The following is a 25,412-nucleotide window of genomic DNA, read 5'->3' as shown; positions in this document are numbered from 1 at the left end:
CCTCGCTGAACTTCACCAAAGCGGGGTAATCGGCTGTCAGCGTATGGCTTACGCTTTTCAGCTGGAACGGTGAATCTTCGAAGTATTCGTAGAACGCTTCGTCGACTTCGCCATCCGCGAACTCGCTGAGGCAAAAGTAGATATTGTCGTACGCGTCGAACTCAAACGCCTGGTTGGTGATTGCACGGCCCTTGCTGTTGGTAGGCAGCGCGCTGCCTTCACACCTGTGGTTGTACAAGCGGTCACGGTCATCGTAATCAAAGCGCTCCGTCAGCACCGCCGTACCGGCTTTGATCAGCGTGCGGCTGTGCAGCATGTTGTCGTCGCGCCACACTTGTTCGAGCGCGCGCTCATCGAGGGTGGTGTCAAGCCGGCTCAGCTTGAGGGTGCGCGACGTTTCCCGGCCGCGGTGGTCATAGGCCTGGGTGCACAGCAGTTTCTGCGGGTTGGCGGCCTCGGCGTTGTTGGTGGTCAGCGTGGTATGCAACAAGCCTGCACTGTTGTAAGTGAATACCGCTTGCAGCGTGCCTTGGGTGATCGAGTGCAGCCTGCCAAGTTCATCGTATTCGTATGCTTTTCGGCTGTTGTCGCTGTCGCTGCACGTCAGCATGCGCCCTTGCAACGAATAGACGAAGTCGCGCGTGTAGACATCGCCCGATTGTTTGTCTGCCCAGCTTTCACTCAGCAGGTAACCCTGGTCGGTGTAGCTGTAGCTGCGTGTACCTTGCTCGTTCTGCGCTTCGGTAATGGCTGCGGAGGCCATGCTGTACTTGAAGCTGGAAGGCTTCTGGTTTTTCCCCGCTGTGATACGTGTTGGCGCGGTGCCGACCGCCAGGTCGTACTCGTAGTTGAACGTGCGGCCAGAGCCCATGATTCGCTTCTCTGGCAGCAACTGTGAGCCGCTGTACTCGCGCGTTTCCTGGTGGGGGCCAACGGTCACTTTGACCAGGCGGTCGATATCGTCGAACTCGCGTCCACACACCGAACGCCCTTCATCGTTGCGTTGCGGGTGCAGCAGCAGGGTGGTCGCCAGTTCATCGGTGCTGTGGTGGGCAAACTCCCGGCTCAACGCCGAGCCGTCCGCGCGATCGGTGCGCTGCATGCGCCCCCAGATGTCGTACCTGTAACCGGTGGTGCGTTTGTGTTCGGCACGTGCGGTGTGCTTGCCGCTTGCCGGCACGCCGAAGGTATAGGTTTCTGCGACGCTGCGGCCAAAGCCGTCATAGCTGTAGGCGCGTGTCGATGCCGAGGCACCGTGCTCATCCAGCGTTTGCACCTGTTCTGGTTTGTCGAAGCGATTGAAGGAGGTGGTGCTCTGGCTATTTCGCACACCGGGTTGGTCCGGGTACTCCTCCCAGGTGGTGACGATATCCCCCTCGGCGCCGAACGGGGAGCGGTCGGTGAACACGGTCACCCCGTCCGGGCGCACGGTAGCGCAACGGTTACCCCAGTTGTCGTATCGATGCTGGCTGGTCAAGGCCAGTTCGCGGTCGGGCAGTTGGTCGTAGGTGGTTTCGTTTTCCAGCTGGCCGAAGGCGTTGTAAGCGGCGGAATAAACCTGATACGTCTGTTGTTGCCTGGCCTTCGAGGCCACCGCCTCGCATACCCGCTCTTCCTTGATGATGCGGTTGAGGCCGTCGAACAACACGCGGCTGATTACGCCCAGGTTGTCTTCGGTTTCCTGAAGGTTCTGCTCAGCCGACACGGCATAGCGATAGCGGACAGTGGCGCGCTTTTCGTCATCGTCCGGTGCGGAGGTTTCGCTGGTCAGCCGATTGCTTGTGTCATAGCTGAAGCGCGTGACCGTGTCGTGAATGTCGAGGTTTTCCAGCACCTGGCCTGTCAGCGGATGCTGGCTCTGTTTAGAAACCTTCTGGCTCAGGTTATGCCCGATGGTCGTCTGGGTGGTCTGCAGGACATCGCCCAGCGCCTTGTGCGAGGAGAGGCTGAACTTCCACTCAAGCGTTGTGGTGGTGTCGGCCAGCACTTTACCCAGCTTCGTCCCATCATGCTCGGCATGCAGTGTAGTTTCACGTTTGCTCATGCGGCCGTGGTAGTGAGCATTGCTGGGGCTGCTGAGGTAGGTCCGTTTGACCGTGCTAAGGGCGCGCAGGGCCTGCGGGTTGGCGGCGTCCGTCAGCACTTCCTGTTCGATGGCCAGCCATGTCGAGGCGATTTCGCCGTGTTCGGGCAGGTCGATGCGACCCTGCAGGGTCCCCAGCGCACCATAGGTAAAATCGGTGCGTAGCACGGTGGCGCCTTCTACCACGTTGGCAAGCGTGCTCGGGTAGACCGTCTGGCTTTTTACATGCTTCTTGAAGCCGTTCGGATCAGCGGGGCATTTGCCAGGTTCGCCGTTGGCGTCGTAGTACTCCAGCACGGTGTACCCGCCATCCTGCTGAATTTCCTTGGTGAGGTTACCCTCTCGATCGTATTCGGTGGTGATGGTTTCAAAGCGCTTTTTGTTGGCATCGTCCTCCATTTCCCAAGAGGTCGTTACCGTATTCGCCATCAGGTAAATGGGCGGCTGTTTGCTGAAGGGGTCGCCCAACTCGCCGTGATAGACGATTTGGGTTCGGGTGACCTGTTTGCCCTGAGCGCGGGTTTCCTGGGTGCTGCGGTGGAAGCGGTCGTAGTGGGTGGTGACGGTGCGGTCAGCCTGGCCCGTGCAACGCTGGGTGGTCCTGCACCAATAGCTGTAGCCGGGGTCGACAACGTCGTACAAATTGTCGCGCCCGCTGTTGCGCCAGGTAATGGTGCTGCCATTACCCATGAAGTTTTCAGTGGAGTAGTCATAGTCCGTGCGCATTTCCGGCTGGCCTTGCCCTGGCTGAACGCGATGGCGTTTGACCCGTGGCAGCTTCTTGTCGACGCCCGGCAATGCATGGCCAGGATCCCCGTCGATGCCGTATTCGATGTGCTCTACAGCGCCTGTGGGCGAGACCACTTTGGTCACGCAGGTCTGCCCATGCACGGTCTGGTAGTCGAATTGCCACTGAGTCTGGTCGGGCAGTACCACATTCTGCAGTTGTCGCCCCTTGAACTTCAGTACCTGGCTGGCTTGCACATCAGCGGCGCCAGGGTACAGGGTGAACTCAGTCGTGCCGCCGTAGGCGACCTGCAGCAACAGGCGGCCTTTACCTGCGCCATCGGGATGCCCGCTGTGTACGTGCGTCAAGCAAAACCAACCCGGGGTAACCGAGTTGCTTGCGTAGGTGAGTTCGAGCCAGTGCCCGGACGGTGCGTAGATGCGTGTCGGCAAGGCCGCACGCTGTGCGCCCGCGCCCATCTCTTCGAGTATTTCGACCACGCCGCTACGGTGCACGACGCGGAAGCGCCCTTCGCCATCCTTGTGGAAGTGGAAGGTATCGAGTTTTTTCTCGCTGATGCTCTCGATGCCGTCCACGGTGAACTGTTCACCGGTAAACAGCGACAGGGCGCCACCGCCTTCAGGGTAGGCATGCTCGACAAAGCGGGAAAGGTTCAAATCCCATCCTTCGCCATACCCGACATCTCCCGCGGCCATTGAGTTGTAGGCCAGGCTTAGCGAGAAACTGGCACCGGCACCGCTGTCGGCAACCAGTTCAGGCATCGCGATGCTCAGCCCATATTGGCCGGTACGTGGGTCGACACGCTTTTCGACGGCGAAGTTGTTGGCATTGGAGTGCGCGGCCATGCTGCTCATGGGGTCACCTGCGTTTGAGGATTGGTTGGGTAGAACAGCTGGCCGCAGCGGTATTCGGTAGGGCCATTTTCATCGGACTTGTGCGCGCGCCCGATCATGACTTTGCCAATACCACAGGTGAAGTCAGATTCGGGTTCCTTGGCCGAGCCCTCCCATTCACCGGGCACGACGACCAATTTGTTTGCTTCAACTTCCTTGTCTTTGTAAAGCGTGGCGCAGCGGTAGGTGGTGTAACCCGTTTCATCACCTTCGTGGTCGCGCCCGACCATCACGCTGTCTGTCGGGCATGTGAAGTAAATGGGGTCGACTTGGTCTTTGTTGTAGGTAACGGCTTCTGTACAGTTTTTGTCTGGTTGTTCGTCGGTAAGGCTTCCAGGTTTGCGCCTGCCACATTCAGACATTTTGGGGGAACTGTAATCTTCGTTGAAAAGTATTTTCTCGGTGCCATTACCATTCACGGTCTGGCAGGTATAGGTGGTGTCGCCGTTTTCATCACCTTCGTGCTTGCGGCCAATCATCACTTGGGTAGCGCTGCAATTAAAACTGCTACCCGACTCTTCTATATTGCCGCTGGTCGATATTTCTCCCAAGGGCACGGCGATGAGTTCTGGCGTGTTGGAGTCATCGGAAATTGAGATTTCCAGGCAACTTAGTTTGCGATTGATTCTGCCGCTGCCGTTGTGAGTTTTTTCTACTACTTTGAAACCGACAGGTTTTTCGCCGGCATCGTTGGTGTAGTCAATGTATTTGCCTACCTCGAACTCTGCCAGGCGGTCAATGCCAATTTCAGGGAGTTGCGAGGGATTGCGTGTCGTCTCCAGTCGGATAACGAAGCTTTTGTTATCTTCGGGGTCGTCCTCTGTGTAAAACGTATCGTCCAATTTCGTGTCGCACAACCAATCATCGGTCAGCAGGATTTCTGCGGAGGAGGGAATATCTTGCATCAAGATATCGCTGGGCTTAATGTCATAGCAATTACCCACGCCTAACCCGCCGCGCTCCGCCACGGAGAGTTTTAATGTTTTTCCTGCACCGGCTGGGGGGATATCCACGGTGCAACGGCGTTCCCCAAAGTCTCCGGTTGGCGCTGAAATCAGGGTAATTGTACCTGCGCTGGCATAGGGGGTAATTAAGCCACAAAAAATGAACGTTAACGTCAAGAGAAGAGGCGGGGATGGGGCGCGGTGGGTACGGCTTCCCCGTGTTGTATTTATCATGGTCGAACTCCGTTGTTTATTGATCAAGCTGCTGATTAGCAGGCCACTCCACGCAGGGATGGCCCGGTAACGCTCAGGCTAAAACAGCTGGATTCGGTTGGCACCTGGCATAAATAACAGGTAGGGCGCAGGCCCAGCCAAGACGTGCAGTGCCGCCGGGCACGGGCTTGGGCCTAGTATTTTTGCCAGTGGTCGAGCACCGGTTGCAGGCGTAAAACTTGGTTCCGGCAAGCCTGATATGGAGTAAGAACAATGATTTCAAAAGCGGAAAACCGCGCGATCGACAGCGTGGGGGGGGGCGCAACTTTCATCAAGCCCAAGCCGGTCATTGAAGGGTTGACGCAGAGCCTTGAAGTGGACCTGGACCGCTTGGGTAGCGACAGCCTCAGCGCCGTTATTCGAGGGGCAGGGCTGAGTCACGGAGACCTTGTTTACTCCAATTGGTTAGGGGTGGATCCGGAGGGTGTTCCATTTGACTTGGTCAGGGAGGTCACCCTGGTACAAGACCCGGATAATGTAGTTTTACAGATAGACAATCGGACCGTGACGAATGCCAGTGGCGGTTATGCGTTCCTGTCGTACCAAGTTAATGATGTGACAGCGCCAGAGTCCATGCGGCAGTTTTGTTATGTGGGTGTGCGTGGCCCCGGTAGATTGCCGGTGGTGCAGGTACTGCAATCGCACGGTTTGAAGATCAATAAGGATGAGTTGCAGCAGCATGCCCACGTGGTGACGGCTGCTTACCAGGCCATTCAGGATGGTGATCAGGTTACATTGACAGTTCGACGCTTCAGAAGTACGGGGTTGGAGTTGTCAAAGCTGGAAAAGTCATTGCGCCCGGAACAGAAGTTCAACGGTGAGCCGCTGGAATGGTTGATACCCAAATCGGACCTGAATGCAGTCGATGTGGATGGGCGTCTTGAAATGAGTTATACCGTTAAACTCAAGGACGGTCGCGAACTTGCACCCTCGCGTACGCAAACGTTCTTGATCAGCGACGCAGTGGACACGGGTACATTATTGCCCGCACCTGAGGTGGGCAATGGTGGTGGTAGCGAAATTGATCCTGGCAACTACCCAGACGGTTTACCGATTATCATCGACGGTTATCCGCAGCCTGCCGTAGGTGACTATTTGCTGCTGGCCTGGGTGTTGCCGTCGGGCGAAGCCAGCGTGCAAGTTATTCGTCTGGATGAAAGCAGCCTGGTCGCCGGGCGATTTTCCCTGCTGATCGAACCGGCACTGTTACTTGCCAGCCTGGGGGCAGTACAGGTTTTTTACCAGTACGCGCGTGAAGGCGCCTCGTTGACGTCACACGCAGTGCCACTGGACGTGACGGCGCCTCGCGCAGTGCCTCCCATGCCTACTGTCAGGGACAGCACGAATGCCGGTGCGGCAGATGAATATAATATCAATGCCTGGGATATCAGGAGAAATGGGGCCTACGTCCTCATCCCCAGCGAAGCCGATCTGCGCCCGGATGAACACGTTGAAGTGCACTGGCAAGGCGACCCGAACGGTGGCCGAACAATCATTCAATACCCAGATGCGGAAGGCCCGTTGGTATTCAACGTGCCTGCCGAGTTTGTCCCGGCCAATATGGGTATCACGCCGTCCAAGCGGTTCGAAGTTTTTTATCGGATAGTGGAAACGAATACAGGGCTTCATTGGGATAGTAAAGCGGTGAAGTTGCTGGTGTTGCCGGTGGATGAAACACGGTATGAACGTATTGATTGCCCGGATGCAAACGCCGATGAAGAGCTGGTGTTGGTGCCCGCGGGTGGCAGGCTGAAGTTGGAACCCTGGTTATTTATCAAGAAAGACCAGCTACTGAGCATTCACCTTAGTGGTATAGGGGCTGGGTCGGTACCGGTAACGGAAGTGTTGCGCGATCAGGTGCCGGTTACCGAGTTGCAGGTGAAAGAGGGTGTAGACGATTTACTGACTCATGAGCTGTTGAGCAAGCTACAGCCGGACCAAAAATTTTTGGTTTGGGCCAGTGTCAGTTTCGATGGCGTCCAATGGACGGACTTTCCGAAACTAGACCTGACGCTCAAGGTATGAAGGTGAGCGTTGTCGGGATGCGCTCGGTTATTTGCCGTGTTGAAACAGTGAAGGAACGGCCACTTAAAGCGGGCCGCTTGAATTTATTTGCAGGGCTGAACAGGCTCGATGAAGCGAGGGATTGGTCGTGACAAACCTTACTAAAGAACAGATACTCCAGCAGCTGGCTGGCGGCACGGTCATGGCGGGTTGGTCTGCTATTGCCCAAGTGGGGCGAGATCAGATCAACCAGTTATTGTCGGACCAGTGGCTACAAAGCTATACCAATCAAACGTTCATCGAACCCATGAGCATGGCGTTTGACCTGGACGAGGGCGGCCAGTTGCGTGGCGAGTTTCGCAACCTGGTATTTGGCCCGCCACAGCTGTATTTCGAAGAGGCCAACTTGCTGTCGGCCGTCACGACCGTGCGAATGACCCTGCTCTCGGGCGATTACATTCAGCATGCTTATTTGCCGGGCAGCCCGCCTGTACTGTTGCGGGCTCACAGTGTGAATGAGGCCATGCGCTATGCGGTCAGCGCGCACATAGAGCTGAAACTGCAGCAAAGCGTGAGCGGGCAGTATACCCAATTGGTGCTGGCGCTTTCAGATGCCCGGACCGATACGCTGCAATGTGACCTGGGTACCACCGACTATGCATCGAAACAGATAGGCAAAGCGTTTTACGACCATTGGCTCAACCAACCTAGCGCTCGCCAGGTCTATACCTTGGTCGAGTTCGATGGCGAAGATTACGCGTCGATGTCGCCCAAGAGCATCAAGGTTTTGACCCAGAGGGCACCTTGGGGGGCCAAGACAGACAAACTGTTCAAGGACAAGGCCGCTAGCGAAGGCGATGGCGCGGTGGTGTTGATGATGCAGTTACGCTCGCATCTGCTGCAGGGCACGCTTCCGCAACCCGGCAACAACTTCCCCTATCTAAGTCCCGGCACAGCCGCCACAGGGGCCGAGCATTCATGCTCGCTGTTGCTTGACCCAATCAACGATCGCAAGCGTGGCGAGCCATTGGCTCAGGTACTCAGGCCGGTACGGATACCCAACGCGTATCGCTACACGTACGAAGACGCTGACAAGTACGAGCCAGCCGATGTGGTCGGCTTTGGTCAGATTTCGCCCACAGAAAACACCTACCGGGTAGACCCAGCCACGGCAAGTACCGTGGCGCAGGGAAGCGTGCCCTTCGCGCTCAATGGGGTTACGCCCGTCACGGCGTGGGCAACCGCTAACCTGAGGAGTGTTTCTGCCAGTGGCACAATTAGCGCCGCCGGCATTTATTCGTCGGGCGATGCAGATCGGTTCATCGCCGATAGCCAGGTTTCGGTGGTGACGGGGCAGTACCTGGATGGCAGTGGCAGTGAGCAGTCACGTAGTGCGGTGGTGGTCGAGCACGTCAAGCCGGTGCAGATATCCCCTCGAATCATGGTCACCGGCGCCAATGGAGTGCCGATCGAACTGTCTGCCTCAAGCGTGAATGGCGGTACCCTTAAGTGGGATAAGATCGATACACCGCAAGCATTACGCGCTTCACGAGGACCGGGACGGGCCGGTAACCTCGACAAGCGCGACCACAGCAGCGCATACGAGTTGGACCTGGGCAGGTTGGAAGACCTGGGTAATGGCAAGGCCCGTTTCACGCCGGCAATGATCGAACCAGGTAAACCCGAAATCCTGTTCCAGGTCATTCGCGTCACGGATACTCGAACGAACGCCTATGCCGAGGCGACAGTGGTAATCGTGAACTGGCCCCAGCGCTATTTTGTCGAGCCATTCTATGTGGCGGGCTACAAGCCCAACGCCACCGTGCCATTCAAAGTCACGGATGCGCCCAGCGACCTGACGTGGCATGTGTTTGGAGAAGGTGATGTAGACCAGAACGGTGTCTATACCCCCCCCCGAGAACGCCCAATTGCCGGTTACCGTAGTAATGGCCGATTACAATGACTCGCGGAACGGGTACGCAATCATCGAACACCGACCGGTCGCAACCGCCGCACCCGTGGCCAGTAGCTGGGATGGCCTTCTCAGGTTTGCCGTCGAACTGCTCAGCGTTGGCAAATGTTTTGCCAACGGTATGCAGCAGATTGAAGTAAGAATAACCATCGAGACAAAAGTTGATAGGCCGGGGGTTATTTCGCCACCGATCAGCGATAAAGAACTCGCCAGCCTCAAACTGTACAACGTTGAGGGCGGCAAGGTGCTTGAATTCCTACCTGACGGTGAAGAAGGCCTTGAACCAGGCGACGGCCCTAAAAATTGGGTCGTGAATAATAGTGCCAATCGGGTGGGATCACGTACTCAGGTTATGCAGGGCAGCGCGCGAGGGGAAGACAGTACCCGATACAAGCGGTTTTTCCTGCAGAGTACCGCCGTTGGCACGCTGGAAGTGGCTGCCCAGTTCAAAGGTGACGATAATGCAGTCTATCGCTCTACCGATTACGTCGACGGTACCCAGAAAGTAACGGTGGTTGCTGAGTCCGTGCCTGTTTTTTCCAGGGATGCCTACACGTTCACGCGTGTCCCGGTGAAAGGCTGGGAAGGCGTGGGTGATGAAGACTTTCACAAGGTAGACGATACCACCGACTATTGGATACTGGCGGGAGCAAAAGATGATGCCTTCCAGACACTGAAGTTTCTCAGGCTGAAGTTCGAAGACGACAGCCCCGTGTCGACGATGCGCTGGGAGTCTGATCAGCGAAGGGAAAAGTACTGCAGTTTTACCGGTTATGCGTTCACCCCATTTGTTCGTGAGAACAGCCAGCTCGGTAACGAAACAGACAACCCAGAGGACCCTGAAAAATACCTTGTACATGACGGCTTGTTGCAGGCGTTGGTGCAATACCAAACCCAGCTCGATACCTATTTGGATACAGAGCTGCTTGATGACTATAAAGCTGCGGCGGGCGACGTTTGTTTTGCTCTGCACCGGGTATCGGACCTGCCTATTATTTACGACAAAGAAAACCCCATTGAAAGGCAGTGGCGAGCCGAACTGGAAAAGCCCTTGTCGTTCCGCCTGATGGATCAGAACGGTAATTGGCATAAGCTCAGGGTTTCATTCCATTTGGCGAATGGTCTGCAGGGTAGTCGCGACAAGCTGACTTACGCGATCAACTAATCAAATGGATTATTTAGGAGGCTTGGTATGTCTGGTAAAACGGCGTTGCATTCCGGTGCGTTCAATTTCTTGAGTTTCATCAGTAATGGTGTTGATCCGCGTACAGGCCAGTATGGCCTGAGTATCGCGTTGCCTGTGTTGCGTGGTGACTATCTTGGGGGGGTGGAGTTTCCATTGAGGCTCAGCTATAGCTCGATGGGGGCGGGGGACTTTGGATATGGGCAAGGTTGGGATATCAATTTAAGTAGTTTCATCGAGGATGCCTACCCTGCCGGGGGAGGGGCACTTTCGCTGTATACCGGTGAGCGATTTACAGTGGACGGCGTGGAGAGTATTAGCGAGAAAAAGCTGGACTCTTTCCATTTTCACAAGGATGGCGATGGGCTGTACCGGGTCGAGCACAAGGACACACCACTGACGGAAGTGCTGCAGCCCGTTAATATCGGTACAAGGAAGTTGATGCTGCCGAAAAAAATCTATGCCGATTCAAGGCGTTGCTTGGAGTTCGTCTATCGTGACAATCCGCAATTGCCAGGTACCCCCTGCCTGAGTGAAGTGTTTGATTCAGGTGTGGGTGGGGGGCGGCCAGCTCGCCTGTTGTTGATTGAGTACTCGGGCGATATGGTCATCACCTTGTACCCGGATCAACCGGAGGCGAGGGCCAGTTACACCCTCAAGTTCAACGGGCGGCGGCTGGAACGTGTGGTGTTGCCCACCGATGAATTGGCGTACTGGGAGTTTTCCTACCAGCAGGTGCATGGGCAAACCTGTGTGAGCCGGGTGCGAACGCCGACGGGCGCGGTCGAGCATATCGAGTACGGTGTTGACGGTGACCCTGGCCACAAGCTCCCAGGGGTTGAACAATATTTGCCGCGGGTCAAGCGCCACCGCATTGTTCCGGGTTTTGAGCAGCCCGATACTATGACCGAGTATGACTATTCCACGACCAACTTCGTGGGCAATGGCAGCTCTATCGTCTGGAACAACAATGGCCGCGATAACCTCTACGAGGTGACGGATGCCAACTATTCCTATTGGAGTAAAACCACCGAGCGCTGCCCAGGACAGGCGGATCGCACCGTCTTGTCAACCTACGACCGCTTCCACCGCAGTGTCGAGGTAAAACAGGTTCAGGGCCAATGTGTGAATACCACGGTCAGCCAATACCCTGGCAATCCGGCGGAGCCCTTCATAAAGCAACCTGCGAACTTCCAGCTGGCGAGCCTTTCGACCCAGACCTGGCAAGTGGAGGGAAATGCGGCGATTGGCAAGGCCGAACACGCTACCACCTATGACGTGTTTGGCAACCTGATAAGCGAAGTGCCCGCCACGGGCGTCGAGACGTTGTACGAATATTACCCCGCTGCAGGCGAGCTGGGCAGTTGCCCGGCAGACCCGCAGAACTTTGTGCGCTGGCGCAAGAGCCAGACCATTAACCCATCATCCGTAGGCGAGGCCGCAACCACGCGCACGCAGTTCGTCTATAAAGCGCTCGACCCGGTTCCGCTGCCCGACGGCACGCCCGACTATATTGCCAAACAGTGGCTCGTGGAAAAAGAACAGCATTTTTTTGAGCTGCAAGGTGACGCCAAGGTGCCGGTACCGCTGAGCCATTCGCTTACCGATTACCATGAATCCACAGCGGACTTGTTGAGTTATGGGCGGCCAAGCATCACGACTTTCACCATGGGCGACCAGGATACGACCACGTCGTACACCTACACGACAGAGGTCGTGGAACACCATCCAGCCTTGGTGACCACTCAAGTGGTGACGGGCTTCGATCATGGCCAAGCGCTGGAAGACGGCACCCTTCGCGATGTTCAGAAAACTATCGTCCTGAAGCACTCGGCATTGATCGGTGAGCCATTGTTCAACCGGGATGACAACGATGTGGAAATTGCCTATGCCTATGATCGACTGGCCCGTGTGATCAGTGAGACCGTTGCACCCAACGATCCCATTTACAGGGCCTATCGCACTTACAGCTATGTGCTGGCGGTTCTTGACGAACCGGCTGTGCAGACGTCGAGCGATGTCAAGCGCGTAACGACCCGATCGAAACTCGATGGTTTGGGCCGTGTATTCGAAGAGGAGCGTATGGACGCCGATAGTGCCGAAGTATGGCGACGCCAGGCGTATCGCAAGAGCTATTCGGCTGTTTACAACGCTTACGGCCAACTTGAGGAAGAAACCGAATACGACTGGATGGCGGATGAGGTTTCCGAGCAGGGGGTTCACCGTCCAGTCGACCTGCCGTTGACGGTGCGCTATGGCTACGATGACTGGGGCCAGCAGGCGTGGCAAATTGGGCCTGATGCTATCCGCCACGTTGAAGAGACGAACCCGGTGGGTAACCAGAACTCGGCGTTTATGCCTATCAAGCGCAGTTGGCGGGAGTCAGAAGATCGCGCTGACGCAAGTGGCGTGACCGAAACTTGGTTCAACCGGTTCGATGAACCCACCCAGGTCAGGCGCTTCAAGTCCAGGGACGATACCGTTGCATACAGCCAACATACCTATCATTACGATGGCCTGGGGCGTGTGGCCCGGGAAGTGGCGGCCGATCAGTCCGTCACGCTGAGTACTTACGATCCCTTCGGCCGGTTGCTGGAGCAGACCCTCCCCGACAGGTCGGTGGTAACCCGCCGCTATGCGGACTTCGACAGTGGCGACCTTCCGGCATACATCGGTGTCAATGGCATCGAGCTGGGCACACAAACCTTCGATGGCCTCAAGCGGCTATACAAGTCTGATACGGGTGGGCGTAAGCGCACTCTGTACTATAAACCTGGGCAAAACCGGCCGGAGAGGGTGTTTACGCCCTCCAAGCAATGGGTCGATTACGAATATAACCCCGTGTTGGGTGAAGAGCCGCTAAAGCGAGTATCCAGCCGGTTCACGGCTGATTACCAGTACGATTCGGAAAACGCCCGGCTGTTGAGCTGTACCGAAGATGGGCAAACCCTGGAAAGGGAGTATTTCAGTACCGGGCAGATGAAGTTGGAGAGGCGCAAGGAGGGCGACGAAGTCTTTGAAATGCAGTATGCATTCAGCTACCGCGAACGCATGCTGAGCTACACCGATGTGCTGGGCCAGGTGCAAGACTATGAGTATGACGCGGCCGGGCGTTTGCTGCAGACCACGCTGGGCTCGACGGTAGCAATGTTCGCGTACGACACGCTGGGCAGAACGTCGGAAATCGCAACGCGTGATGGCGACAACTTCCTCATTACTCAGTTGGAATATGACGATTTCGATCGTGAGACGCTTCGCCGTTTCGATATGAAGGGTGAGATACAGACGTTGACCCAGCGGTACGATGAATGTGACCGCATCGTGGTGAAAACCTTGTGGCCAGGGGAGCCGGGAGAAGACCAGCGGCGACAAGCCGAGGTGTACGCTGATCGTGTTCGGGGCAAGGTGTTTCAACCTGCCGCGTCTGCAGATGTCAATGAGCGGTTGAAAAAACATCTACGCAAAGCACAAGCCCTTTAATTCGGGAGCTGGCGGTGTGCTGAACGGAGAAAACTGGCTCAGGAACGAGGTCTATGCGTACGAGAGTCGCGGTCGCTTGTATGACTATAAATGCAGTGGCGAATTGGCCCCAGTCGACCCGCAAGGGCATGTGATCCGTGGCCAGGCATTTGAGTTTGATGCCCTGGACAATATTGTGCTGGTTATCACCGAACTGACCGATAAAGACACGGGCGCGCCGGGTGAAAATGTGGCCGAGTACTTCTTCGAATATGAAGACCCTGCGCAGCTCAGCAAAATAACCAATAGCTATGAAGGGTATACAGCCGAGCAGAGGTTGACGTATGACGATGACGGCAACCTTGAAGACGATGGTGAGGGCATGGAAATGGAATATGACGCCACGGGTAGGCTGAGGTCAGTCGTCAAGGCGGGGGGGACCTCGAACTATTACTATGATGGTGTTGATCGTTTGAGTGGGCAGAGTTGATCCTGTGCTTGTAGCCTTGCTACCCCTTGAGAGCCCGCGCTAGCGCGGGTTTTTTTTGTTTTGGCCGGTACGCAGATAATATAACGGCCATGTTGGCAACTGACAAATTTGCCAGTTGTGCGGGGGGAGGATGTGGATTTCAATGATCACGTAGCTGTCCGCGCAGCCCCTTATGTTGAGTGTCTAATATGAAAGTAGAATTGAAAGGGAAAATTAAAGTAAAAATTAAAGAAAAGGTGAGCGGTAAAAAAAGCAAGCCCTCAGGCCGTAAGCGTGTTTTTGCGCCTGTCTCACCTCAGATCGATCCGGCCCTGATAGCAGACCCCACCGATAATACGATGCTGAGCTCGGCCTTGACAGATGATGCAGTCGATATTGATTTGACCATCACTGATTGGGGTGCAGCAGGTGATCCCAATGTAGGGGAGTTTGACCAGATGTGGCTGTTGCATCTGCCAGACGGTGGGGCCGAGGAGGAGCTGCACAATGGTCAGTATGATAGAAACAGTGTTTTCCCCTTTGACGTTACTCTGGATAAGGATCAGGTAAAAAGATGGGGTGAAGGCGGTCATACTTTTTTTATCAGGGTCGTCCCTTATAACAACCCCCTGCCTGTAGATTTTCCCCCGTTACACTTGATCTTTGATCGTGTCGCTCCCTACCCCAATCAAATGCCCAATCCATTCCCGGCTATTGCTGCCGTGTTAGACACCAATATTGGTTCGGTTGAGCTCACATTGCCTGGCTATCCACTTCCGAGTGACACCACTTATCCCGGTTGGGATGCTAAAGATACCGTAGGGTGGGTCTGGCGCAAGCAAGTGCCTGTTGATCCGGGTGACCTGGTACCAGACGGCACCGCGCTTGTCACTACAGTGCCTCTGACGATACCGGTGCCTCAGAATGTTATTGAGGATGAGGGGGACGGTGGCATCCTTATCGCCTACATTCTTCAGGACAAGGCCGGTAATCGCAGTGCCGTGTCTAGGGCCACGCGCGTTACGGTGGCGCTAGGGAATTTGCCTGTCCCGGCGGATTTCCAGAAGCCTCTGGTGTTAGACATGAACAACGGTGTGGTGGATCAGGACGCCGTGCTTAAAGGTATAGAAGTGCAGATTGATGCCTTCCAGCATTTCAAATCGTCGGATCTGATTACCCTCCATTGGGGCACACATGATTTCGCTGAGCGGGCAGTGGGTACGTTCCCGGTCAAGCAGGCTATTCCTGCCAGTGTTATCCTGGATATTTACGGCAAAGGCTCTACAGGCGTCAAACCGGTCGATGTAACGTATGAAGTGCGGCGTGGCGATCACCCATTGGGCGGTGAGAGTGACACATTCGATGTCAACCTTGAGCGCATTGGCCCGATCGTGCCCGACCCTGATCCGGAGTGGCCGGGGCCTGTAAATCCGCAAATGGCCCTGCCGGATGTATATGGAGGCAATGATAACCAGAAAAATCACCTGACCGAGAACGATGATGGCGCCGATGCCGAGTTGAGAGTAACGATCGACGCTGCATTCGCGGAAGATGATCTGGTTGAGTTTTACTACACCGATGAACATGTCATCGAAGCGGATTATCAACTTGAGCAGGCCGACCCTGGCAACGAAATCAAAGTGACCATCCCGTGGGCATACATTCTTCGACACGACAATGGCAACCGCTTTGCTCACTATGAAGTCAGCCGTGCAGGTGTGCCGAACAAGGCTGCTTCTGGACCTCAGCCAATTGTGGTGGAGGCTATTGTCATACACCCGGAAGCTGCGGAGATCCTGGGTGGTTTTGTAAGCGGAGGGCGCCTGTGGCTGAACTGCACTTCGTTGTTTGACCCTGCGGATCCAACTGATGTTAACCCTGATGTGCGTATCAATATCCCTGACCTGAGCAAATGGTTGGCCAACGGTGAAGACTTGACACTGACCTGGACGGCGACCCAGGGAACTGCTCCTGGTGGGCTCGATATACCAAATGCTAAGTTTGAAAAAACTATTCAGTTGAATGCGACTAACCCACCCACCGGGTTCGTTTGGCGAATCCCTTATGCCGATGGCCTGAAGCCGATTTACGAGTTCAATCAGGCAGTTACTTATGATGGGCTGGCGACTTTCATTTATGCATTTGAACGTAATGGTAAAACGATCACATCCGAGCCTGCCGTGGCAGTGGTATCCATGCACTCGTTTACCGCCGAATGCCCACTTGTTCGTCCTTGAGTGTTGGCGATCCGGCATGCGGGCTGGGTTTGCTGAAAAGTCGCATCAATTACAGGACTTTTCCTACTCGCGATTGGGTGATTTCTTAATAGCCTTTCTCACGTTTTTGCTGCCCGTTTGCGGGTTAATCGATGAGGCTAAAGTGCAATGATCAAAAGGCGCAACTTCACCCTGTCCCCCTTGGCGTCAGCCATTGGGCAACTCTTGCTAGGCGCCTCTGCTGTGCTCTTCACTGGGCCTGCAGGTGCCCTGACGCTGGTGGACGATGAGCAACAAATCGGTGCCAGTACCCCGGTTGAAAGCTACAGGGTCAATGACGGCGGGCGCTTGGTAGCCGAGGGGGCTACCACTCAGCAGATCGACGTGCGCACAGGCGGAGGTCTACAGCTTGAGGGCTCCACGGTATCCGCCACGGGTGTCGCTGCAGTCATGGTCAATGGCGGTGCTTCGGCAACCATCGCCAATGGCTCGCGCCTGACCAGCAACCTGTTTGGCCTCGATGTACTGCGCAGTGCGACGGCGGGTTCAACGGTGTCGGTAACGGGCAGCCATATCGAAGGCGGGGTCGGCGGTGCCAGGGTGGCCGGGAGTTCTCATCTTTCCCTGACCGACAGCACCCTGGTGAGTACCGGGGCAGCCGGTGCTGCTTTGCTATTTGGCGATGCTCGGCTGGATGCGACCAACAGCCAGCTGACCGGTGCCACGGATGGCATTCGGGTGGTGGGCGATGCGCTTTCGACTGAAGCTGCATCGCTCAATCTGCAGGGCTCGCGGGTGGAGGGCCAGAATGGCGCTGCCATCCGGGTGGGTAGCGCAAACCAGGCGCCCGGCGATGCGGCGATCACCATCAGCGGCGGTACTACGCTGGTTGGCAGCAATGGCAACCTGCTGGAAGTGGCGAACGGCTCCAACGCTACGATGCTGGTGGAGGGTAGCAACCTGGTAGGTGATGTCCTGGTGGAGGACGGTTCCAGCGCCAAGCTGACCTTGGGCAACCAGGCCAGCCTGACCGGGCGCCTGACCAATGTCGAGAGCTTGGCACTGAATGACGGCGGGCGCTGGAACATGGTCGAGGACAGTGAGGTCGCACAACTGGCCATGGCGGGGGGGGCGGTACGTTTCGGTGAAGCCACGCAGTACCAGCGCCTGACCCTTGGCAACTTGTCGGGCAGTGGCACGTTCATCATGGATGCCGATTTCAGTACAGGCGAAACCGACTTCCTGGACATCACCGGCACGGCAACCGGCAACCATAGTCTGCTGGTCGGCAGCAGCGGCAATGAACCCACGCAGGAAAACAGCCTGCACCTGGTTCATGCGGCGGCGGGGGATGCGCAGTTCTCGCTGCTTAACGGCCCGGTGGACCTCGGGGCGTTCTCCTATAGCCTTGTGCAGCGCGGCAATGACTGGTTCCTGGATGGCGCGACCAAAACGATAAGCCCAGGTACCGAGGCGGCCATGGCCTTGTTCAATACTGCGCCCACGGTGTGGTACGGCGAGTTGTCTTCCCTGCGCAGCCGCATGGGTGAGTTGCGGCTTGACGAGCGCAATGCGGGCCTGTGGGCCCGCAGCTATGGCAACAAATATAACGTTTCGGCCTCGACCGGTACGCCCTACAGCCAAGTTCAGCAGGGCTTCTCGCTGGGGGCCGATACGCCGTTGCCGTGGGGCGATGGTCAATGGCTGGCCGGGGTTATGGCGGGCTACAGCAGCTCAGACCTGAACCTGACCCGAGGCGCTTCGGGCGAGGTGAAAAGCTATTACCTGGGGCTGTATGCCACTTGGCTGGATGCCCAGACCGGCTATTACCTCGACAGCGTGGTCAAGCTGAACCGCTTCGACAACCAGGCCAAGGTAAGTCTCAGTGATGGCCAGCGTACCGAGGGCGATTATGACAACGTTGGCGTGGGGGCGTCGGTAGAGTTCGGTCGCCACCTGGCGCTGAATGATGGCTATTTCGTCGAGCCTTTCGGGCAACTGTCGGTCGTTGGTATCCAGGGCAAGGACTACCACCTGGACAATGGCTTGAAGGCCGACGGTGATACGACGCACTCGGTGCTGGGCAAGGCCGGCGCCACGGCGGGGCGTACCTTGAAGCTTGAGGGTGGGCAGTGGCTGCAACCTTATGTGCGCCTGGCTTATGTGCACGAATTCGCCAACAACAACCTGGTCAAGGTCAACGATCACCGTTTCGACAACGACCTGTCAGGCTCGCGCGCGGAGCTAGGCATGGGGGTAGCGGTATCGCTGACGGAGCGCCTGCAACTGCATGCCGATTTCGACTACAGCAATGGCAAGGCGCTGGAACAACCTTGGGGTGCCAACCTGGGCGTGCGTTACAGCTGGTAAGCAGCAGGCACCTTTATAGCAGCAAACCATTCACGTTGGAGGTTGAGTGATGCCAAGCAACAAGTCGGACGCGCTTTTTCCTCCACCGTGGGTGGAAGGCTCGCTTGCAAACCTGGTGGGTGGCGCGCTGAACGTCATCCCTCTCGATTTGCTCAAAGCCCCCCTACGTGTGGATGTCACGCCCTGGGACAGTGGTTCGCCCCCAACCCCTGGGAGGCCAGAGACACTTATGCTGATGTGGGACGGCGTACAGGTAGGTGCGCTCAAGCAATGGACGGCACCCATTGCCGCAGATGATTACTTCGTCGAGATTCCCGTTCAAGATCTCAAGAATGACGCTACGCCCGATTTGACCTACAGGGTCAAAGCGTACAACGGGGCTGAACAGGATTCGGCCCCGCTAACGATAACCCTGGACTTGACGGGGCCCAGCCTGGGGGCGGACCGCGGGGCCCTGTTGTTCGATGATGAGGTGATGAGAGATGGCATAACGGAGGATTACCTAAATCGTCACGATCCTGTTATCGCTCTGCTTCCGGATTATCAGACCTTTGTGCCTGGAGACTATATTCGCTGGTTCTGGGACACGCAATTGTATGAAAACAATCTTGTCGCCGAAAAAGTCCTCGAGCAGGGGGATCTCCCCGTCACAGTGGAGATTCCTGGCCATGTCATCCTGGATCGAGGGGATGGGGCGCGTTTTGCACACTACCTGCTATGTGACTATGCCGGTAACCCAAGCACGCCAGTGGAGCCGAAAGTCGTCCAGTTGCAGGTCGATGCGGCGCCGGTGCCCAGAGATTTGAGCTGGCCAGAGGTTTCCCATGCTGTGGGAGAGGAGCAGCAGGTTGTTTTGGACCTGAATTCACGCATGACTTACATGCGGGTCAAGGTGCCAACAGGGGCGGCGTTACCCGGTGAAACGATCGAGGTTTTCTGGGGCGAGCCTGGGCGTGTGGGCAGCTATCAGACAAGTGCAGAAGCGTCGGGCTTCCCCCATGAGTACGAGATCCCGCTGGACAGGATCGCGCCACACAGTGGCAAGGTGTTGACTGTGTATTTTGAGGTGACAGAAACAACGGGTGGTAACGTTCATACGTCATTATCCCGGTTAGTGTTGTGCTTGCCCTTGAATCAAGGGCTTCCCAGGCCGGACGTTCACCCATCCTCGAATGATACGGTCTACCTGTCCCAGGTCCCGGCTGATGGCTTGACCATTACCCTTGCTGCCTGGAAATACATTCATGCGGATCACAGGGTCACCTTGGTCGTCGGCGGCGTGGACACCCAGGGGCAGCCATCGACGCAAGAAGTGCTCAAAGAACATGCCTTGACCCCGGCGGAGGTGCAAAACGGCTTGGGGTTCGACGATACGGTCAAGGCGACCAAGCCTTTTTTGATGTCGCTTAAGCGCGACAAGTTAAGCGTCAGGGTTTTTGTCAGTTTTGATCAGGGCGAGACCTGGCCAGAAGAAGCAAACTTCCCGCTGCTTGACCTGGGCCTGCGCGATTGAGCGGTCGTGCTAAATGGCCGTTACGGATAGCGGTTTTTCTACCAGGCGTGTGGTGCCGCCATAATCGTTGATCGTGGTGAACTGTACTTGAAGGCCCTTGCTGGCCTGGGTTGTCTTCAGTTCAAAGGACTGCGTCTGCATAGGCATGGCCATCAAGGCGGTATCGATTTTTTCGATTTTGCCCGGTGCGCCCACTTCCAAGCGCCCAAAGGTGAAGTGATAGGGCGTGGGGTTAAGGACCTGCAGGAAGGTCTTGCCGTTGTTGCTTGCCAATGACCACTGCAGGCTGTCCAGGTGCTGCTCGGGCACACCCTTCACCTGGCTGGGCCGATAGAACAGCTTGATGCGGGTGCGCAGGGCGATTTTCAGTACGTTGTCCTGCCCGCTGTCTATCTGGGGGATCTCCTGAACATTGAAGTAGAACAGCGATTCTCGATCGGTGGGCAGGTTGTTTGGCAGTGCGTTTATCTTGACCAGTTGTTCACGCTTAGGGTCGAGCCTGAACAAGGTCGGGGATACGGCAAAGGGGACAGCGGTACTGGTGTCGTCGGCTGCGGTGTTGACCCAGGCTTGCGTGGCGTAGGTAATGTTGCTTGGGTTGGCGACAACGATCGAGCTGCTGTGTTGGTCGCCAGGGTGGACAACGCGCGTGGCACTGATCGTCAAGGCCGCTTCGGTGGTTGAAGAAAGCGTCGCCAGACAGGCGAAGCTGAGCGCGTACTTGCGCAGCAGAGTAGTAGACATGGTCGGGCCGGTTTCATTGGCGAAACGAAATACCCCCTGGCAGTGCCAGGGGGCTTGAATTAGCGAATATCGACAGAGAACGAGACGTTGGTGTCGATCTGCCCCTCGGTCACTGTTGCCGAAGTGGTGACAAGGCGCGCCGAGAACACCATGTCGGTGTCGGTAGTGTCGTTAACCTCGTAGCTCATCGACTCAGTACCCGGCGCAAGGCGGGTTGCAAGGTCGTTGATGGCCAGGCCCAGGCCGGTGCTGTAGCCCAGGCCGTCTTTGAGGGCATAGAGGTTGGGATTGGTCTGGTCGGCGCCGTAGCCTGCCTGGTAGGTCGCGTAGGCCTGTTGAGTACCGGTCACGCAGCTTGCCGGGACGCGCAATGCGAAGTGTTTCGGAGAGGTTTCTTCCCCGACCTTGGTGAAGTTGAACGTATTATAGTTGCCCAGGTGGATCAGCGGCAGGCTTGGGCCGCCAGGGGTAACGACTTCGATCGGGCAGGTGCCAGGCCCGCTGACAGTACCTTCGAAGTTGATGATCGAGGCCATTGCCGCGCTGCTGCAGAGGCTAAGTGCAAGCACGGATAGTGTTTTTTTCATTGGATGAACCCTGTCTGGTTGATCGCTGGAAACTCATGTGTCTCAGCGCGTCGGCAGAGTACGCAGGGCACCTCAGGGGGTCTGTAGGCGAAGGCTGAGCTTCCCGGGAAAAAAGGGAAGCGCTTGTGTAGTTCAACACGCCTTCGCCATAGCGGTACTTCGCGAGCTTAGTGGCGGGTATCAGCTGTTGCCGACGCCAGTAGCTGCTTCTGTTCGAACCAGTCGAATGCCTCGCCGCGCTGTTCGCATTCGTAGCGGCGTTCTTCCAGTGCCTGGTACAAGGCCAGTTCTTCATCCGGCATGAAGTGCAGGCAATCGCCGGCAAAGAACCACAGCAGGTCGCGCGGCACCAGGTGAGCGATTTGCGGGTAACGTTGGATGACCTGGCAGATCAGGTCCTGGCCCAGGTACTGGCTTTCCAGTGGGTCCTGCGGTAGCAGGGTCAACAACTCGTCAAAGCGCTCGAGGAACAGGACGTGGCTTTCCTCCGGTACCTGCTCGGCTTCCCCCAGGGCAGCCAGAATGGTGCGCAGGTGGTTCAGAAGTTGTAGGTGGTATGCCTGATGGGGGGTGGCCATGGGGGCGGTCCTCGGGGTGGTTGAAACGGGGCCGGAGTATACGCCGGTTGGGGAAGGGGCCGCAAAACGGCCCCCTGTTTCATCGCACCTTGCCCTGCTCCGGAAGCAGTTGCGCCTTGTCGAAGGCATCCACATCGATCACTGCCCGGCGTGCCTGCTCCGCCGCCTGTAAGCGTTGACCCTCGTCAGCCTGTAATGCACCACTCTGGACTGCCGCATCGATGGCCGACTGCCCAGGTGCCGGCTGTACCTTGCCCTCCTTAAGCGCCTGATGCAGCACTTTGTGCAGTGGCGCAGTCTCGTCTAGTAGGTTGCAGGCCCGTTGCAATGCTGCCACCGGGTCACCCTCGGCCTGGGGTCGGAAGCAGCCGGCGAGCAATTCCTCCAGCGCCGGGTCGCCCTTGCTGCGGCCGATCAGCGCCGCCACTTCGGCATCCAGCTCATCGCTCGGCCCGGTATGGCGGCGGCCGAAGGGGAACACCAGCACGCGCAGAACACAACCGACAAATCGGTTGGGGAAGTTGTCGAGCAGCCGGTCCAGCGCCTTTTCCGCCTGGCCCAGGCTTTCTTCCATGGCCCAGCGCAGCAGTGGCTGCATGTGCTCGGGTGAGCCCAGGTCGTGGTAGCGCTTGAGCGCGGCGCTGGACAGGTACAGGTAGCTGAGCACATCGCCCAGGCGCGCACTCAGGCGTTCGCGGCGCTTGAGCGCGCCACCCAGCAGCATCATCGACAGGTCGGCCAGCAGGGCGAAAGCGGCAGCCTGGCGGTTGAGGGCGCGGAAATACCCTTGGCTCAATGCATCACCCGGTACCGACTCGAAGCGCCCTAGCCCCAGGTTGAACACCAACGTGCTGGCCGCGTTGCCGGCGGCGAACATGATGTGCTTCATCAGTAGCTCGTCGAACTCCCGCAGCGCCTGGTCACGGTCCTCACGGCCGACCAAAGCCATTTCCTTGAGCACGAACGGATGGCAGCGGATGGCGCCCTGGCCGAAGATCATCAGGTTGCGCGAAAGGATGTTGGCGCCTTCGACCGTGATGAAGATCGGTGCCCCTTGCCAGTTGCGCCCCAGGTAGTTGTTCGGCCCCATGATGATGGCCTTGCCGCCGTGCACGTCCATGGCGTGCTGGATGCATTCGCGGCCGCGCTCGGTGAGGTGGTACTTCAGAATCGCCGACAGCACCGAAGGCTTTTCACCGAGGTCCACGGCCTTGGCGGTCAGCAGGCGGGCGCTGTCCATCAGCCAGGCGTTGCCGCCAATGCGTGCCAGCGATTCCTGGATGCCTTCGAAAGCGGCCAGTGGCACGTTGAACTGTTCGCGGATATTGGCGTACTGGCCGGTGACCAGGCTGGTGTACTTGGCCGCGCCGGTGCCGACCGCAGGCAGGGAAATCGAACGGCCTACCGACAGGCAGTTCATCAGCATCATCCAGCCCTTGCCGAGCATGGCCTGCCCACCGATCAGGAAGTCCAGCGGCACGAACACGTCCTTGCCGCTGTTGGGGCCGTTCATGAAGGCGGCGCCCAGCGGCAGGTGGCGCTTGCCGATTTCGACACCAGGCGTGTCGGTGGGGATCAAGGCCAGGCTGATGCCCAGCTCCTGCTCGTCGCCCAACAGGTGGTCCGGGTCGTAGGCTTTGAAGGCCAGGCCCAGCAAGGTCGCGACCGGGCCCAGGGTGATATAGCGCTTTTCCCAGTTCAGGCGCAGGCCCAGCACTTCTTCGCCGTTCCACTGGCCTTTGCAGATGATGCCGGTGTCGGGCATGGCGCCGGCATCGGAGCCGGCCAACGGGCCGGTCAGGGCAAAGCAGGGGATCTCGTCGCCGCGGGCAAGGCGTGGCAGGTAATGGTTGCGTTGTTCGTCGGTGCCGTAATGCAGCAGCAATTCGGCCGGGCCGAGCGAGTTGGGCACCATCACCGTGGAGGCGAGATCGCCGCTGCGGGTGGCCAGTTTCATCGCCACCTGGGAATGAGCGTAGGCCGAAAAGCCTTTGCCGCCGTATTCCTTGGGGATGATCAGGGCGAAGAAGCCATGCTGCTTGATGTGACCCCAGGCTTCGGGTGGCAGGTCCAGGTCCTGACCGATCTGCCAGTCGCTGACCATGGCGCACAGCGCTTCAGTGGGGCCGTCGATGAAGGCCTGTTCTTCGTCGGTCAGTTTCGGTGCCGGGTAGGCCAGCAAGGTACGCCAGTCGGGGCGGCCGCTGAACAGTTCGCCGTCCCACCACACCGTGCCGGCATCGATCGCTTCGCGCTCGGTTTGCGACATGGGCGGCAAGGTACGCTGGAACCAGTTGAAAACCGGCCCGGTGAACACCTTGCGGCGCCAGTCCGGGAGCGCAACCAGGGCGATTTTCAAGGCCAGTACCCCCCAGATCAGGGTCAGCAACCAGCCGGGTGCACTGCTGAAAATGCCCATCAGCAGCACGTAGGCCGCCATGATGCCCAGAATCTGCAAGGGCGCCAGGCGCCGATGCGTGAGGTATGCCGCGCCGATCACCAGCACTACCAACCACAACAGCAACATAATCGGTCCTCCTTGGAACCAAGGGCTTGAGCCGTCCCAGACAGCTTAGACGCAACGCTGTGAACGGCATGTTCTGAACAGTGACAGGGTGTGGCAGCGGGAGTTTCAGTTCATGTGCTTGCCTGTGCTGGTTTCTTCATGGGTACAGGCGGCGAGGGTCTGGAGTAGACTGCAACACCTGTGCATTCATAAGGACGTTGCCATGCTGAAGATCTGGGGTCGCAAGAATTCGAGCAATGTGCGCAAGGCGCTGTGGATCGCCCACGAGCTGGGCCTGGACTTCGACTCCATCGACGCCGGCGGCGCTTTCGGTGTGGTCAACGAGCCGCACTACCGCGCCCGCAATCCCAACGGCCTGGTGCCGATGCTCGAAGACGGCGACCTGACCTTGTGGGAATCCAACACCATCGTCCGCTACCTGTGCGCCGAGTACGGCGCCGAGCAGGGCTGGTACCTCGAAGACCCACGCCAGCGCGCCCTGGCCGACAAGTGGATGGACTGGACCACCTCGTCCTTCGCCGCACCCTTCCGCCCGCTGTTCTGGGGCCTTTTGCGCACGCCGGAAGACCAGCGCGATTGGGTGGCGATCAACGCCGCGCACAAGCAGTGCGCGCAATTGCTGGCCATTGCCGACGAAACCTTGGCCAAGCAGCCGTATCTGTCCGGTGACCAGATCGGCATGGGCGACATCCCACTGGGTAGCTTTATCTACGCCTGGTTCGAAATGCCCATCGAACGCCCGGCCATGCACCATCTCGAAGCCTGGTATGAGCGCCTGAAACAGCGCCCGGCCTACCAGGCCGCGGTGATGACGGCGCTCACCTGACCCTGCTTCGATAGTCATTATCA

Annotated in this window: 15 protein-coding genes; 9 read left to right on the top strand and 6 right to left on the bottom strand. The window is 57.5% G+C overall.

Annotation, left to right across the window (positions count from 1 at the left end; all coding sequences use genetic code 11):
• Nucleotides 1–3,685 (bottom strand): hypothetical protein (locus APH42_RS14545; RefSeq protein WP_060493596.1); only part of this gene is annotated, 3,685 nt, incomplete at its 3' end.
• Nucleotides 3,682–4,902: a hypothetical protein gene (locus APH42_RS14540; protein WP_156352767.1), complete on the bottom strand. Its 1,221-nt coding sequence runs from the start codon at nucleotides 4,900–4,902 to the stop codon at nucleotides 3,682–3,684. The genes APH42_RS14545 and APH42_RS14540, both read right to left, overlap by 4 nt.
• Nucleotides 4,903–5,154: 252 nt before the next feature.
• Between APH42_RS14540 and APH42_RS14535 the strand changes: the two genes are divergently transcribed.
• From APH42_RS14535 to APH42_RS14500, 8 genes are all read left to right on the top strand, one after another.
• Nucleotides 5,155–6,966: a hypothetical protein gene (locus APH42_RS14535; RefSeq protein WP_060493594.1), complete on the top strand. Its 1,812-nt coding sequence runs from the start codon at nucleotides 5,155–5,157 to the stop codon at nucleotides 6,964–6,966.
• Between the two features lie 127 nt (nucleotides 6,967–7,093).
• A complete protein-coding gene (locus APH42_RS14530) occupies nucleotides 7,094–8,908 on the top strand; it encodes a hypothetical protein (protein ID WP_156352765.1) in 1,815 nt (604 codons plus the stop codon).
• On the top strand, nucleotides 8,892–10,082 hold the full coding sequence (locus APH42_RS14525) for a hypothetical protein (protein WP_060493592.1): 1,191 nt from the start codon (nucleotides 8,892–8,894) through the stop codon (nucleotides 10,080–10,082). The genes APH42_RS14530 and APH42_RS14525 overlap by 17 nt, the downstream gene beginning before the upstream one ends.
• Nucleotides 10,083–10,109: 27 nt before the next feature.
• Entirely contained in the window at nucleotides 10,110–13,580 is a 3,471-nt protein-coding gene (locus tag APH42_RS14520) for an RHS repeat domain-containing protein (RefSeq protein ID WP_060493591.1), read from the top strand.
• Nucleotides 13,581–13,596: 16 nt separating this feature from the next.
• Nucleotides 13,597–14,049 (top strand): hypothetical protein, encoded by a 453-nt coding sequence (locus APH42_RS14515; protein ID WP_060493590.1) that lies wholly within the window; start codon nucleotides 13,597–13,599, stop codon nucleotides 14,047–14,049.
• A gap of 188 nt (nucleotides 14,050–14,237) precedes the next feature.
• On the top strand, nucleotides 14,238–16,265 hold the full coding sequence (locus APH42_RS14510; protein WP_049773224.1) for a hypothetical protein: 2,028 nt from the start codon (nucleotides 14,238–14,240) through the stop codon (nucleotides 16,263–16,265).
• Between the two features lie 147 nt (nucleotides 16,266–16,412).
• Nucleotides 16,413–18,614: an autotransporter outer membrane beta-barrel domain-containing protein gene (locus tag APH42_RS14505; RefSeq protein WP_082421400.1), complete on the top strand. Its 2,202-nt coding sequence runs from the start codon at nucleotides 16,413–16,415 to the stop codon at nucleotides 18,612–18,614.
• A 49-nt stretch (nucleotides 18,615–18,663) separates the two neighbouring features.
• The gene (locus APH42_RS14500; RefSeq protein WP_060493589.1) at nucleotides 18,664–20,127 is read left to right on the top strand and encodes a hypothetical protein; all 1,464 of its coding nucleotides are present in this window, start codon (nucleotides 18,664–18,666) and stop codon (nucleotides 20,125–20,127) included.
• A gap of 9 nt (nucleotides 20,128–20,136) precedes the next feature.
• Here the strand turns inward: APH42_RS14500 and APH42_RS14495 are convergent, their stop codons facing one another.
• From APH42_RS14495 to APH42_RS14480, 4 genes are all read right to left on the bottom strand, one after another.
• Entirely contained in the window at nucleotides 20,137–20,871 is a 735-nt protein-coding gene (locus APH42_RS14495; protein WP_012271139.1) for a molecular chaperone, read from the bottom strand.
• Between the two features lie 59 nt (nucleotides 20,872–20,930).
• Entirely contained in the window at nucleotides 20,931–21,407 is a 477-nt protein-coding gene (locus APH42_RS14490) for a fimbrial protein (protein WP_012271140.1), read from the bottom strand.
• 218 nt (nucleotides 21,408–21,625) lie between these two features.
• Nucleotides 21,626–22,036 carry a PA2817 family protein gene (locus tag APH42_RS14485; protein ID WP_012271141.1) on the bottom strand — a complete coding sequence of 137 codons (411 nt, stop codon included), beginning with the start codon at nucleotides 22,034–22,036 and terminating at the stop codon, nucleotides 21,626–21,628.
• Between the two features lie 79 nt (nucleotides 22,037–22,115).
• A complete protein-coding gene (locus APH42_RS14480; RefSeq protein WP_060493588.1) occupies nucleotides 22,116–24,563 on the bottom strand; it encodes an acyl-CoA dehydrogenase in 2,448 nt (815 codons plus the stop codon).
• 202 nt (nucleotides 24,564–24,765) lie between these two features.
• Between APH42_RS14480 and APH42_RS14475 the strand changes: the two genes are divergently transcribed.
• Nucleotides 24,766–25,389 (top strand): glutathione S-transferase, encoded by a 624-nt coding sequence (locus tag APH42_RS14475; protein ID WP_012271143.1) that lies wholly within the window; start codon nucleotides 24,766–24,768, stop codon nucleotides 25,387–25,389.
• The last annotated feature ends 23 nt before the right edge of the window (nucleotides 25,390–25,412 follow it).

Source organism: Pseudomonas sp. NBRC 111140 (assembly GCF_001320885.1).
GTDB classification, from domain to species: domain Bacteria; phylum Pseudomonadota; class Gammaproteobacteria; order Pseudomonadales; family Pseudomonadaceae; genus Aquipseudomonas; species Aquipseudomonas putida_P.
Note: the sequence above shows the minus strand (reverse complement) of the source record. Positions and strands in the feature narration are given on the sequence as shown.

Coding starts and splice junctions, on each gene's coding strand:
- APH42_RS14500 (WP_060493589.1), top strand. CDS start 18,664: ATGCCAAGCAACAAGTCGGACGCGCTTTTTCCTCCACCGTGGGTGGAA.
- APH42_RS14525 (WP_060493592.1), top strand. CDS start 8,892: ATGGCCGATTACAATGACTCGCGGAACGGGTACGCAATCATCGAACAC.
- APH42_RS14520 (WP_060493591.1), top strand. CDS start 10,110: ATGTCTGGTAAAACGGCGTTGCATTCCGGTGCGTTCAATTTCTTGAGT.
- APH42_RS14495 (WP_012271139.1), bottom strand. CDS start 20,871: ATGTCTACTACTCTGCTGCGCAAGTACGCGCTCAGCTTCGCCTGTCTG.
- APH42_RS14510 (WP_049773224.1), top strand. CDS start 14,238: ATGAAAGTAGAATTGAAAGGGAAAATTAAAGTAAAAATTAAAGAAAAG.
- APH42_RS14505 (WP_082421400.1), top strand. CDS start 16,413: ATGATCAAAAGGCGCAACTTCACCCTGTCCCCCTTGGCGTCAGCCATT.
- APH42_RS14485 (WP_012271141.1), bottom strand. CDS start 22,036: ATGGCCACCCCCCATCAGGCATACCACCTACAACTTCTGAACCACCTG.
- APH42_RS14475 (WP_012271143.1), top strand. CDS start 24,766: ATGCTGAAGATCTGGGGTCGCAAGAATTCGAGCAATGTGCGCAAGGCG.
- APH42_RS14490 (WP_012271140.1), bottom strand. CDS start 21,407: ATGGCCTCGATCATCAACTTCGAAGGTACTGTCAGCGGGCCTGGCACC.
- APH42_RS14535 (WP_060493594.1), top strand. CDS start 5,155: ATGATTTCAAAAGCGGAAAACCGCGCGATCGACAGCGTGGGGGGGGGC.
- APH42_RS14480 (WP_060493588.1), bottom strand. CDS start 24,563: ATGTTGCTGTTGTGGTTGGTAGTGCTGGTGATCGGCGCGGCATACCTC.
- APH42_RS14540 (WP_156352767.1), bottom strand. CDS start 4,902: ATGATAAATACAACACGGGGAAGCCGTACCCACCGCGCCCCATCCCCG.